This window comes from [Enterobacter] lignolyticus SCF1 (genome assembly GCF_000164865.1).
Classification (GTDB): Bacteria; Pseudomonadota; Gammaproteobacteria; order Enterobacterales; family Enterobacteriaceae; genus Enterobacter_B; species Enterobacter_B lignolyticus.
In genome coordinates, this window is record NC_014618.1 from 3,257,106 (window position 1) to 3,270,157 (window position 13,052).

At 58.1% G+C, this 13,052-nt stretch carries 12 protein-coding genes; 5 read left to right on the top strand and 7 right to left on the bottom strand.

The window, feature by feature from the left end:
- Nucleotides 1-89 precede the first annotated feature (89 nt).
- The 3 genes from ENTCL_RS15175 to hutI are packed head-to-tail and all read right to left on the bottom strand — an operon-like array spanning nucleotide 90 to nucleotide 3,016.
- Nucleotides 90-812, bottom strand: a complete 723-nt coding sequence (locus tag ENTCL_RS15175; protein ID WP_013367032.1) for a histidine utilization repressor — start codon at nucleotides 810-812, stop codon at nucleotides 90-92.
- Nucleotides 813-830: 18 nt separating this feature from the next.
- A complete protein-coding gene (gene hutG / locus ENTCL_RS15180) occupies nucleotides 831-1,793 on the bottom strand; it encodes a formimidoylglutamase (RefSeq protein ID WP_013367033.1) in 963 nt (320 codons plus the stop codon).
- Nucleotides 1,790-3,016, bottom strand: coding sequence for an imidazolonepropionase (gene hutI / locus ENTCL_RS15185; protein ID WP_013367034.1), 1,227 nt, complete (start codon nucleotides 3,014-3,016; stop codon nucleotides 1,790-1,792). The genes hutG and hutI overlap by 4 nt, the downstream gene beginning before the upstream one ends.
- A gap of 219 nt (nucleotides 3,017-3,235) precedes the next feature.
- On the opposite strand from hutI, the gene ENTCL_RS15190 reads away from it, so the two are divergent.
- From ENTCL_RS15190 to ENTCL_RS15200, 3 genes are all read left to right on the top strand, one after another.
- Nucleotides 3,236-4,519 carry a putative acyl-CoA thioester hydrolase gene (locus tag ENTCL_RS15190; protein ID WP_013367035.1) on the top strand — a complete coding sequence of 428 codons (1,284 nt, stop codon included), beginning with the start codon at nucleotides 3,236-3,238 and terminating at the stop codon, nucleotides 4,517-4,519.
- A gap of 355 nt (nucleotides 4,520-4,874) precedes the next feature.
- Nucleotides 4,875-6,284, top strand: coding sequence for a thiol-activated cytolysin family protein (locus ENTCL_RS15195; RefSeq protein WP_013367036.1), 1,410 nt, complete (start codon nucleotides 4,875-4,877; stop codon nucleotides 6,282-6,284).
- 70 nt (nucleotides 6,285-6,354) lie between these two features.
- Complete coding sequence (locus tag ENTCL_RS15200; RefSeq protein WP_013367037.1) at nucleotides 6,355-6,582, top strand: hypothetical protein; 228 nt, start codon at nucleotides 6,355-6,357, stop codon at nucleotides 6,580-6,582.
- Nucleotides 6,583-6,634: 52 nt separating this feature from the next.
- Here the strand turns inward: ENTCL_RS15200 and pgl are convergent, their stop codons facing one another.
- On the bottom strand, nucleotides 6,635-7,630 hold the full coding sequence (pgl, locus tag ENTCL_RS15205) for a 6-phosphogluconolactonase (protein ID WP_013367038.1): 996 nt from the start codon (nucleotides 7,628-7,630) through the stop codon (nucleotides 6,635-6,637).
- Nucleotides 7,631-7,775: 145 nt separating this feature from the next.
- Between pgl and ENTCL_RS15210 the strand changes: the two genes are divergently transcribed.
- Nucleotides 7,776-8,594, top strand: a complete 819-nt coding sequence (locus tag ENTCL_RS15210) for a pyridoxal phosphatase (protein ID WP_013367039.1) — start codon at nucleotides 7,776-7,778, stop codon at nucleotides 8,592-8,594.
- Here ENTCL_RS15210 and modC read toward each other — a convergent pair whose 3' ends face one another.
- Genes modC through modA form a run of 3 tightly spaced genes read right to left on the bottom strand, consistent with a single transcriptional unit; the run spans nucleotide 8,595 to nucleotide 11,119 of the window.
- A complete protein-coding gene (modC, locus tag ENTCL_RS15215; RefSeq protein WP_013367040.1) occupies nucleotides 8,595-9,653 on the bottom strand; it encodes a molybdenum ABC transporter ATP-binding protein ModC in 1,059 nt (352 codons plus the stop codon).
- A 3-nt stretch (nucleotides 9,654-9,656) separates the two neighbouring features.
- Nucleotides 9,657-10,346: a molybdate ABC transporter permease subunit gene (modB, locus tag ENTCL_RS15220; protein ID WP_013367041.1), complete on the bottom strand. Its 690-nt coding sequence runs from the start codon at nucleotides 10,344-10,346 to the stop codon at nucleotides 9,657-9,659.
- Nucleotides 10,346-11,119 (bottom strand): molybdate ABC transporter substrate-binding protein, encoded by a 774-nt coding sequence (gene modA, locus ENTCL_RS15225; RefSeq protein ID WP_013367042.1) that lies wholly within the window; start codon nucleotides 11,117-11,119, stop codon nucleotides 10,346-10,348. Before modA ends, modB begins: the two co-directional genes overlap by 1 nt.
- A 232-nt stretch (nucleotides 11,120-11,351) precedes the next feature.
- Between modA and tcp the strand changes: the two genes are divergently transcribed.
- Nucleotides 11,352-13,010: a methyl-accepting chemotaxis citrate transducer gene (tcp, locus tag ENTCL_RS15230; protein ID WP_013367043.1), complete on the top strand. Its 1,659-nt coding sequence runs from the start codon at nucleotides 11,352-11,354 to the stop codon at nucleotides 13,008-13,010.
- Nucleotides 13,011-13,052 lie beyond the last annotated feature (42 nt).

Sequence of the window (13,052 nt, forward strand, 5' to 3'; positions counted from 1 at the left end):
ATACAACCATGCGCAAGTCAGGATTTAACAGAAATGATACAATTTTGTTATATTGCGTCAGCAATCACGCTTTTGCTGACGCAGGGGGCTCAGGACGTGAAGTGGCCCTGCAGGCGATAGCGCGCGCCGGGGAACAGCAGGCGGGCGTGGGAAACAATATGCGAAGTGGACCAGGTACGGCGAAGAATGCGCAGGCACGGCTCGTGCTCATGGATGTGCAACAACCGGCACTCCTCGGCGGTGGCTTTCACCGCCTCCACAATGTGCTCCCCTTCCGTCAGCGGCGCAATCAGCGACAGATAGGCGTGCGGCGTGGTGGCGGTGTAATCCTGCTGCAGATAGGCGGGAACCACTTCCGCATTGACGCAGCGGTCCTCTATCTGCACCGGGATGTCGTTTTCATAATGCACCATCAGCGAATGGTAGATGCGGGTTCCTTCCGCTACGCCGAGCGCCGTCGCCTGGTTCGCGTCGGCGCGAGTCTCCTCCAGCATTAACACCTCGCAGCGGTGCGTATGCTGGCGGCTGGCGATTTCGTCGGCAATGCTGTGAATTTCAAACAGCGCTGACTGGCCCTTCGGCTCGGCGACAAAGGTGCCGACGCCCTGCAAACGCACCAGCAATCCCTCATCCGTCAGCTCACGCAGCGCACGGTTAACGGTCATGCGGCTGAAGCCAAACTGCGCCACCAGCCCCGCTTCCGAAGGAATGCGATCGTGAGGACGCCACACGCCGGCGGCAATATTGTCGCTGATGACCTGTTTGACCTTCTCATAGAACGGCGCCGGTGCGCCGGAACGGGATGAAAACATGTGTTTGGTCCTTTCGTGTTAATCCTGACGCCATTCGTGGACGATTTGCCAGGCAAGACGGGCCGCCGTTCGCGCCCCCTGGCCATCGCGATCGTAGTGTGGATTAAACTCTACCAGATCGACCGCCTGAAGTTTGCCGCTGCGACACAACGGCGCAATGATACCCATCAACGTCGCGAAAGGCACGCCCAGCGCCGCAGGCGCGGATACGGCGGGCATCTCCCAGGCGGGCATGACGTCCAGATCGATGGTCAGGTAGATACGGTCATGGCTCTCGATCACCCGCCGCAGATCCGCCGCAAGCCCGGTATCACGGGAGTCCAGCAGCGTTAAATCCTCCAGCACCGTCACGTTACGACGCGCCGCCTCCTGCCACAGCGCCTGGGTGTTCGCCGCCCGGCTCGCGCCGTAGCAGGTATAGCTAAACGCCCTGCCCTGCGCCTCACAGTGCAGCGCCAACTGGCGAAACGGCGTACCGGAGGTCGCAACCGACGCCTGGCGCAGATCGAGATGCGCGTCGAGGTTAACGATCGCCACCCGCTCGTTGGGGAACGCATCCAGCACGCCCGCGCCGTGCCCGTAGGCCGTTTCGTGCCCGCCGCCAAAGACCAGCGTACGCATGTTCGCCTGCTGGCAGGCGATGACCGCCGCCCGCAGCGCCTGCTGCGCCTCCTCCAGCCGCTCGCCCTCCACGCGAACAGAGCCCATGTCCACCAGCCGGTCGTGGCCCTCGTGGCTGGCCATATTCGCCAGCGCCTTGCGCAAGACGTCCGGCGCCTGCTGCGACCCGGTCCGTCCCTGATTGCGTCTGACGCCTTCATCGCACGCAAACCCGAGCAGCGCTATACGCGCCGCGCCGGGCTCCGGGGCGAAGGTTTCGCTGACCGTGACGGTCTGAAAAAGCCGTCGGGCGGTCGGCGACTCCGCGCTGTCGTCACGCCCCTGCCAGATATCGCTTGCCGTTGGATGCCACAGTGTCATGCGCGTACCTCTCCACGAAACACCCGCTGCCAGAGCGGGTTACGACTCGGTTCATAGACCATTTCAACCGGATGCTGCGCATCCCAGATAGCAAAATCGGCGACATAGCCCGCCGCCAGCTGGCCGTGGGTATGCTGACGGCCCAGCGCGCGGGCGGCATGCCGCGTGACGCCGGTCCAGGCCTCTTCGGGGGTTAAGCCAAACTTCACGCAGGCCATATTCATCGCCAGATGCAGGCTGGCGAAGGGGCTGGTGCCGGGATTAAAATCGGTCGCCACCGCCATCGGCACCTGATACTGGCGCAGAAGACTGACGGGCGGCTTGCGGGTTTCATTAAGGAAATAGAATGCGCCGGGCAGCAGAACCGCCACGGTGCCTGCGGCCGCCATCGCCGCCACGCCCGCTTCGTCAAGATACTCGATATGATCGGCGGACAGCCCCTGATAACGGCTGACCAGCTGCGCGCCGCCCTGATCGGAAAGCTGTTCAACATGCCCCTTGACCGCCACGCCCAGCGCCTGGGCCTTGCGGAACACGCGCTCCGTCTGCGCTGGCGTAAAGCCGACGTTTTCGCAAAAGGCGTCGACCGCGTCAAAGCGCTGCGTCTGCCAGAGCGTCGGTAGGATAACGTCGCACACCAGGTCGATATACTCATCCGCGCGGCCTTTATATTCCGGCGGAATGGCATGGGCGGCGAGCAGCGTCGGGCTAATCTCCACCGCATGCCTGTCGGCAAGCCGTCGGGCGACGTTGAGCATTTTACGCTCGTTCTCAAGGTCCAGCCCGTAGCCGGACTTCACCTCCAGCGTCGTCACGCCTTCCGCCATCAGGCGCTGCAGCCGCCCTTCCGCCAGCTGCAGCAGCGCATCTTCGCTGCTTTCGCGGGTCGCGCGTACCGTGGCGTTAATCCCGCCGCCGTTATCGCTGATGGTTTTATACGACACGCCGTTCAGCCGCTGCTCCCACTCCTGCGCCCGGCTACCGGCAAACACCAGATGGGTATGGCAGTCAATCAGCCCTGGCGTCACCAGCCGCCCGGCCAGATCCACCGTGCGCCCGACGTGCCCGGCGACGGCGCGCTCCTCAACCAGCCCCGCGATCCGTCCGTCGCGCACCACCAGCGCGCTCTCCTCAAGCAATCCGTAGGGCCGGGGGTTGCGAGGATCAAAGGTGGCAAACCGGCCGTTGCGCCAGACCACATCATCAGCGGTTAATTCAGTCATAAGCGTTCACTTGTCATGGGTTGTATAGACATTTATTGGCATACACCAAAAGATGTCAATAAATTGCAGGCAAATGTTGTTTATTTGTGACATTTCGCCACTATCGGTTCCCCCGGTAAGCGAACTTTTTCTCACCACCGCTTCCCGTTTCGCTCAACTTAGTATAAAAAGGCAGGTTTTAGGGACTCATCTTTTTTATTATCATCAGCCTGGAGCATCATGAACATATCATCGGTTTCCCGTCTGGCGCTGGCGCTCGCTTTTGGCGTGACACTGACCGCCTGCAGCTCTACCCCCGCGGATCAACGCCCGTCGACTCAGGCGGCGCCGGGAACAGCTTCCCGCCCAATCCTTTCTGCTGCTGAAGCGAAAAACTTCGTTCAGTCGCGCTATTTCACCACCATGGATGCCAATGCCGCGCCGTGGTCGCCTTCCGCTATCGCGACGCCTGCGAAACCCGACTTTGTGGTCGGCCCGGCGGGCGCTCAGGGCGTGACGCATACGACGATTCAGGCGGCGATTGATGCCGCTATCGCCCGCCACAGCGACCAGCGTCTTTATATCGCCATTCTGCCAGGCGACTACCCAGGCACCGTGTATATCCCTGCCGCGCCTGGCAGCCTGACGCTCTACGGCACCGGCGATAAGGCCGCTGATGTAAAAATCGGCCTGGCTATCGATTCTGAAATCGATCCGAACAGCTGGCGTCGTCTGGTGAACCCGGGCGGTAAATATATGCCTGGCAAACCGGCGTGGTACATGTTTGACAGCTGCCAGAGCAAACGCAGCGCCACCGTCGGCGTCATGTGCTCAGCCGTCGTCTGGTCGCAGAACAACGGCCTGCAGCTGCAGAATCTGACCATTGAGAACAACCTCGGCGACAGCGTTGACGCCGGTAACCACCAGGCGGTAGCGCTGCGCAGCGACGGCGACCAGGTGCAGATCAACAACGTCAATATTCTCGGTCGTCAGAACACCTTCTTCGTCACCAACAGCGGCGTACAGAACCGTCTGCAAAACGATCGCATCACCCGCACGCTGGTCACCAACAGCTACCTTGAAGGGGATGTGGATATCGTTTCCGGCCGCGGCGCGGTAGTGTTCGATAACACTGACTTCCGCGTGGTGAATTCGCGTACCCAGAAAGAAGGCTACGTGTTCGCGCCAGCCACCCCGTCCAACCTGACCTTCGGTTTCCTGGCCACTAACAGCCGCTTTAACGCCGCAGGCGACGGCGTCGCTCAGCTTGGCCGTTCTCTGGATGTGGACAGCAGCACCAACGGCCAGGTGGTTATTCGCGACAGCGTGATTAACGAGGGCTTCAACATGGCAAAACCGTGGGCCAACGCGGCAATCTCCGGGCGTCCGTTTAGCGGCAACACCGGCGCGAAAGACGACAAAGGCGAGATCCAGCGCAACCTCAACGACACGAACTTCAACCGCATGTGGGAATACAACAACCGCGGTACAGGAAGCTACGTGGCGGCTGAGCCGAAGCAGTAAGATGCCCCCAGGCAGCCCTGCTGCCGGGTTAGCTTCTGCGCCAAAATACTCAGTACATCTAAATATCAGCGCCAGGCGCTGATATTTAATATATCCTCTGAACATTTTCTACATAATAAAAAATTTCCTTTCCGGTTATCGAAAACACAAAGACAATATAATCATCAGGTTCAGAAACCTGGACCAGGTTAATCGATCGTTACCATCAACAATTATATTTGATGTTTCTCTATACAGCATGTATTCCTTGATCACTGCGGTAATACTTTATTACTAGTCAGCGCACCTGTCTGTTGATGAATATTCTGTGCCATTGCAGATAACCTGAAATCAATCAGTAAAAGGAAACCTGAAAATGAGTGATATAGATCAGAAAATTGCCGAATTAAAATATAACCCGGCTGAAGTTCTGGCCTTCAAAGGTGAAAAAATTGAAAGCTTTAAAAAAGCAGAAGGTAAAAACAATGATGGAAAATACATTGTTATCACCCGAGAAAAAATCAATATTTCCAGTCAAAATGTTGACATTGGCATTGTCGATGCAATGACCGACCTTACCTATCCAGGGGCGGTGGTGTTAGCAGATACCGATTTGGTTGAAAATCGACCATCGCTTATCTCTGCAAAACGAAGCGCGGTTGATTTTGTTATTGATCTCCCCGGAATGGAGCAGGATGCCATTTTCAATATTGCCGATCCCAAATATGGAAACATTCGCTCTGCTATTGATGAAAAGTTCAATATGTGGGCCCGAACTTACGCAGACACGCACTCCATTGTGGCGCGCTCATTTTATAATGAGAGTATGATTGCCAGCGAAATGCAGATGCTGGTTAAGTTCGGCTTTGGCATTAAGCAGGCGGAAAAAGAGCTGAGCATTGATTTTAGCGCGGTCCGCGAGCGCAAGAGCTCGGTATTTATCGCCTCGTTCCGGCAAATTTTCTACACCGTGTCAATGTCTGGCCTGCCAGCAAAACCTTCTGAGCTTTTCGCCGACGACGTCAACTGGGATGCCCTTGAACGCCAGGGAGCGGGCAACAGCGCGCCGCCCGCGCTGGTTTACAAAGTCGCCTATGGCCGCAATATTTTTGTGAAACTTGAAACTAACCACAGCAGCAACGAGGTGGAATCGGCATTTAAAGCCGTCATGAAAGATGTTAACGCCAGCGCTAACGCCAAATATAAGGATATTCTTGATAACACCACGTTTACGGCCGTGGTATTAGGCGGCGGCGTTAATGGGCAAAACGAAATTATCTCATCAAAGGATATTTCTAAAATCAACCAGGTTATTGCCAAATACTCGATGTGCAATACGTCAAACCCTGGCTATCCGGTATCGTATTCCACGGTATTTTTAAAAGACAACAAAGTTGCGGTCGTTAACAGCAGCACCGACTATATTCAGACCACCTATACGGAATATCAAAACGCCGATATTACGCTAAAACATACCGGCGGATACGTGGCGCAATTCCGGGTGGAGTGGGATGATGTAAATTATGATGACAATGGCAATAAAACCGTCCAGCGCTGCGGATGGGATGGTAATTCAAAAGACAGAACCGCCCCCTTCTCTACGAATATATCACTACAAGGCAACGCTGAAAATGTTTGCGTGTTCGCCAAAGAGTGTACCGGGCTTGCCTGGGAATGGTGGCGCACGGTATTTGATAAGAAAAACATCCCGCTGGTACGTAGCCGCACCTTTGAAATTTACGGCACCACGCTCAACCAAAAATATAAAATCACTCCCGACGCCTGATTAAGGCTATACACAGCAGCCCTTTTATCTTCACTAAATAATCATCTGTTATCCAATAATGGAGAACACTATGGCTTTATATATGACCCAAAAAATGAGTTCCGGTCTCCATGCGGCCATTACCTATTACCGCAAGCAGCAAAATGAGCATCCCAGCCACGCAGAGAGCGGCGCCTTTACCAGCGCTGCCGTTAGCCACTACGCCACGACTAATAACATTGATGAGAGTGATGTTGAGTCCGGTAAGTACCAAAAATGTCAGGGGGTCCCGAATGGCGGCTTAACGCAGGCCATCTGATGACGGTCGCCACAAACAACGCCGCCGCAGCCCGGCTGCGGCGGTGTTGGGATTAATGGGCGTTAACCACCACCCACATTGGGCCCTGGCCCACGGCATAACGCCCCTTCTCTTTTAACAGCCCCTGCTCGCCGTGAATTTCATAGACCGCAATGTGATGCGATTTCTGACCGGCGGCAATCAGGTACTTCCCGCTGTGATCGACGTTGAACCCGCGCGGCTGCGTCTCGGTCGGCTGGAAGCCTTCGACGTCCAGCACGCTGCCATCTTCGGAGACGCTGAAAACGGTAATCAGGCTGGAGGTACGGTCGCAGGCATACAGATGACGCCCGTCCGGGGTGATATGAATGTCCGCCGCCCAGCGTACGCCGGTGAAGTCTTCCGGCATCATATCCAGCGTCTGCACGCAGTCGATTTCGCCGTGCGGATCGCGCAGCTCCCAGACGTCTACCGAGCTGTTCAGCTCATTGACGCAGTAGGCGTACTGCTGATTCGGATGGAAGACCATATGACGCGGACCGGCGCCGTCAACGGTAGTGACTTCCGCCGGGGTCTGCGCCACCAGCTTGCCGTCGTCGCTCAGGGTAAACAGGCAGATACGATCCTGCTTCAGCGCCGGTACCCACAGGGTGCGGTTATCCGGGGTGATATTCGCCGAGTGGCAGCCTTCCAGCCCTTCCACGACGTCCGCCAGCCCTACCGGCAGGCCGTCTTCAAGGCGCGTGACGCTGACGCAGCCTGAGTTGTAGGAGCCGCTGAACAGGAAGTCGCCTTTATGGTCGGTCGAAATATGGGTCGGGCTGCCCGGCAGCGCCGATTCGCCGGCGAAGGTCAGCGCGCCGTTATCCGGAGCGATACGGTAAGCGATAACGCGAAACTCAGGGCGCACGCCCACGTAAAGGTAGCGCTTGTCAGGGCTGATAACCATCGGCTGCACCTGTCCGGCGACATCAACCACCTGCACCAGCGTCAGGCTGCCGTCATTTTTCAGGCTCCAGACGTGGATCTGCTGGCTTTCCGGGCTGGCGGTATAAACGGTTTGTTTCATGAAAACTCCTTTCCTTACGACGGCGCGTGGAGACAAAATACCAAGGTAGACGGTTTTAGAGGTTAGTGCTGAAAAATTTGCCCTGCGACCATAGCGGTGTACCATCTTCAGCAGCAAAACGTTCAACATTAACCTGGATTACACTATGACATCTCGCGTGATTGCCCTTGATTTAGACGGTACGCTGCTGACGCCCACGAAGACTATCCTTCCCGAATCGCTGGAGGCACTTAAACGTGCAAAGGCGGCGGGCTATCAGCTCCTCATCGTGACCGGTCGGCATCACGTTGCCATCCATCCTTTTTATCAGGCACTGGCGCTGGATACACCTGCAATTTGCTGTAATGGCACTTACTTGTATGATTATCATGCAAAAAAAGTGCTGGAAGCGGATCCTATGCCGGTCGACAAAGCCGAGAGTCTGGTCGGCATGCTGAACGCGCACGACATTCACGGCCTGATGTACGTTGACGATACGATGATGTACGAGCGCCCGACCGGCCACGTGATACGCACCAGCAGCTGGGCGCAAAGCCTGCCGCAGGAGCAGCGCCCGTCGTTTACCCAGGTCGCCTCGCTGGCGCAGGCCGCCCGGCAGGTGCAAGCCGTCTGGAAATTCGCGCTGACCGACGAAGATACGCGCAAATTGCGCACCTTTGCCGACCAGGCCGCGCAGACGCTGGATCTGGAGTGCGAATGGTCGTGGCACGATCAGGTAGATATTGCCCGCAAAGGCAACAGCAAAGGCAAGCGCCTGGCGAAATGGGTCGAGGCGCAGGGCATATCAATGCAGGACGTGATTGCCTTCGGCGACAACTTCAATGACATCAGCATGCTGGAAGCCGTCGGCACCGGCGTGGCGATGGGCAACGCCGATGAGGCGGTAAAAGCCCGGGCGGATATCGTTATCGGCGACAACACCACCACCAGCATCGCCGATTTTATTACCACCCGCCTGCTGTGATCAGGCGGTAATCGACACGCTTTTTACCTGCGCGTACAGCCACAGGCCTGGTTTGATAGCCAGGTCGTCGCGCGCCCACGGGCTGATGCGCGCCCACAGCGTACGGCCGCCGACCTCCAGCTGCACTTCCACCTGGCCGTTATCGTCATAGCACTGGGCGACCTTCACCCGCAGCACGTTGCGGATGCTGGTCTGCACCGGCGGCTGCAGCACCAGCGAGACATCAGAGGCCTGAATACGCACCCGCACCGGCGACTGCGCCGGTTTATCCAGCTTGTTTACCCAGAGATGCTGATCGCCCAGCGCCAGCGCCGTCATCGCGTAGTGCGGATGATGCTCAAGCACGGTGACTTTCAGAATGCTGCTCTGCTGATCCTGCGGCAGCCACGGGTGCATCACGCTGCTGCCCCACACCTCTTCCAGCGGGCCAAACGCCTTCACGTTCCCCGCCTCAAGCACCAGCACGTTATCGGCCAGGTGCAAAATTTCATCCAGCGCGTGGCTGACGTACAGCATTGGAATATTAATCTCGCGGGCCAGCCGCTGCAGGTAGGGCAGCAGTTCGCGCTTACGCGGAATATCCAGCGACGCCAGCGGCTCATCCAGCAGCAGCAGCTCCGGTGCGGTCAGCAGCGCGCGGCCGATCGCCACCCGCTGTTTTTCGCCCCCCGACAGGCTGCCCGGCAACCTGTCGAGCAGCGGCTCAATGCCGAGCAGCGCTACCAGCTTATCAAACTGGCCCGCCATGCTTTTGGCCATCCCGTAGCGCAGGTTGCCGCGCACCCTGTAGTGCGGAAACAGGCGCGCATCCTGAAACACATAGCCGACACGACGCTTATCCGGCGATAAAAACAGCCCGCTGTCGGTGTCGCTCAGCGTACGGCCATTGAGCGCGATTCGCCCCTGCTGGGGCCTGGTCAGGCCGCTGATGGCGTTGATAAGCGAGGTTTTACCGGCGCCGGAGACGCCGAAAACGGCGGTAATTCCGGTCGCGGGCAGCGCTTCGTTGATGGTCAGGCAGTGGTTGCCCAGGGTCTGGCGAAAATTGAGCTCAAGCATCCGTTACTTCCCCGTCCGTTCACGGCTAAGACGCGCCAGCCATTCGGAGACCAGCAGCGATATCAGCGCCAGCACGATGGAGATCGCGCACAGCCGCGCCGCTGCGCCTTCGCCGCCAGGGGTTTGAATCAACGTGTACATTGCGGAAGGAATGGTGCGCGTTTCGCCGGGAATGTTGGAGACAAAGGTGATCGTCGCGCCGAATTCGCCCAGGGAGCGGGCGAAGGCCAGCACCGTGCCGACGATGATCCCGGGCAGCATCAGCGGCAGCGTGATGGTTATGAATACGCGCCAGCGCCCGGCGCCCAGCGTACGGGCCGCCTGTTCAAGCCTGACGTCCACCCCCTCCAGCGCCAGGCGTATGGCCCGCACCATCAGCGGAAACGACATCACCGCAGCGGCAAGCACCGCGCCGCGCCAGCTAAAGGAGAAGCTGATGCCGAACCAGTCGTACAGCCACGCCCCGATAAACCCGCGCCGCCCCATCGCTATCAGCAATAAATAGCCGACCACCACCGGCGGCAGCACGAGAGGGAGATGAATCAGACTATCCAGCAGGGCTTTGCCTGGAAAATGACGCCGTACCAGCAGCCAGGCAAAGAAGATCCCAAAAGGCAAACTGCAGATAACCGCCAGGGATGAGACTTTCAGGCTCAGCATTACCGCCTGCCATTCGGGATCCGTCAATATCATTAGTGCGTAGTAAATCCGTAACGTTTAAAGATAGCCGACGCCTGCGGCCCTTTCAGGTAATCGTAAAACGCCGTAACGGTAGCATTTTTATGACCATCGACGATAGCTACCGGATACTCCACTTTTTTGTGAGAGTCTTCAGGGAAGGTACCGACGACCTTCACGCCTTTGCTGGCGACCGCATCAGAACCATAGACGATGCCCAGCGGCGCTTCGCTGCGCTCCACCAGCGCCAGGGCGCCGCGGACGTCTTCAGCCGGCGCCAGCTTCGGCGACAGCGTTTCCCATGCACCCAGCTTCTGCAGCGCCTCTTTCGCATAAATGCCCGCCGGTACGTGGTCCGGGTCGCCCACCGCCAGACGGCCGCCGTTCAGCAGCGTAACCCAGTCGGTTTTGGCGCTAATGGCGACTTCGCCCTGTTTGCTGGCCGTTGGCGCGACCACCACCAGGCTGTTGCCAAGCAGCGTCTCGCGGCTTGCCGTATCAATGGCCTTTTTCTCTACCGCGTAGTCCATCCACTTCTGGTCGGCGGAAATAAAGAGATCGGCAGGCGCACCCGCCTCAATCTGGCGCGCGAGGGTCGACGATGAGGCAAACGACGAAACCACGTCGACGTTTTTCTCTTTTTTATACTCTTTGGCGATGTCCTGCAGCGCGTTGGTCAGCGACGCGGCGGCGAAGACGGTTATCTTGCCTTCATCAGCAAATGCGTGACCGGCAACGGAAAACGATAAAGCAGCCCCGGCGAAAAGGCGTAACCACGAACGTTCCATCTGTAGCTCCTGTGAGTGTCGTTATATAGACCCAAATATAACGACAACCGTAGGGTTTTCCCAGCGCTAATTATTACCCTTTATTGAGTAATCAAAGACCTGTCACAACAGGTATCGGCACGAATGCCGGATTGCTTTAGCGCCCTGCGAAGGTTAATGCGGCGCATTTAAGTTTCATGTTTTTACGCCGATATTCATTAGCGCCCCCCTTTAACCCAATGGACGACCCGTTATGCTGAAAAACATTCGCGTGATCACCGGGATTATTATCGCACTGACCATTTTTTGCCTTCTGCAAATGGTCACCGGTGGGCTGTTTTATTCGGCGGTCGATAGCGACCGGCAGAACTTCCAGAGCTCCGGCGTGCTTAACGCCCAGCAGCAAAACCTGAGCGATAGCGTGCATACGCTCATCAAAACGCGCGTCACCGTTACCCGCGTCGCCATTCGTTTTTTGAAAAATCAGCGCGATCCGGCGTCGCTTGACGCTATCAATAAGCTGCTGAGCAGCGCCGACGATTCGCTGAATAATGCGCAGACGCTCTACGCAAGCTATCGCGAGCTGCCGCCCGTCGAAGGTCAAAGCCCTGCGCTGGCCGATGAAATGGAAAAAAACTGGCGCCAGATGCACGACGTGCTGCAACAGTCCATTGCTTACCTGCGCGCCGATAACTATCAGGCTTACGGTAATCTCGACGCCCAGCAGGCGCAGGACGATATGGAAGCCGCCTATAGCCACTGGCGGGAAAAGAACAACATTCTGCTGAAGGCGGCCGCAGAGCAAAACCAGAACAGCTTTATCCGGATGCTGTGGACGCTGGGCGCTATTCTGCTGGCGGTTGTCGCCGTCATAGTGACTATCTGGCTCGGCCTGCGGCATCTGCTAATGAAACCGCTGGCGTCGGTCATGGAGCATATCCGGATTATCGCCCGCGGCGACCTCACGCACCGCATCGCGATTCAGGGGCGTAACGAGATGAGCCAGCTGGCCGCCGGTCTGCACGACATGCAGCAGTCGCTGATCGCCACCGTCGGCGCCGTACGCCACAGCACCGACGCTATCTATACCGGCGCCGGGGAAATAGCCACCGGCAGCAACGACCTCTCGTCACGCACCGAGCAGCAGGCCGCTTCGCTGGAGGAAACCGCCGCCAGCATGGAGGAGCTGACCGCGACGGTGAGACAGAACACCGACAACGCCCGTCAGGCGACGCAGCTGGCGAAAACCGCCTCCGAAACGGCGGCGCGCGGCGGCCGCGTGGTCGACAACGTCGTGCGGACGATGCACGATATCGCCAGCAGCTCGCAGCAAATTGCCCATATCACCGGCGTTATCGACGGTATCGCTTTTCAGACCAACATCCTGGCGCTTAACGCCGCCGTGGAAGCCGCCCGCGCCGGGGAGCAGGGCCGCGGATTTGCGGTCGTGGCCGGTGAGGTTCGCACGCTCGCCAGCCGCAGCGCGCAGGCGGCGAAAGAGATTAAAGGGCTGATTGAAAACTCGGTTAGCCGCGTCAATACCGGTTCTGAACAGGTATCGGAGGCAGGCGATACGATGAAGGAGATCGTCAGCGCCATCACCCGCGTCACCGACATTATGGGGGAAATCGCCTCGGCCTCCGACGAGCAGAGCCGCGGCATTGAGCAGGTAAGCCAGGCGGTATCGCAGATGGACAGCGTTACCCAGCAGAACGCCGCGCTGGTGCAGGAATCCGCGGCGGCCGCGACGGCGCTGGAGGACCAGGCGGAACACCTGCGCCAGGCGGTGGCCGCTTTTCGCCTGAATGCCAGACCGGCGCAGGCCTCACGGGCCGATGCGCCAAATCCCCCGGCCGCCCCTCGTCCGATGGCGTCCACCGGCGGCAGCGACGCCAACTGGGAAACGTTCTAACGCGTTTTGCAAAAAAAAAGCGGAGATTGTCTCAGGACAATC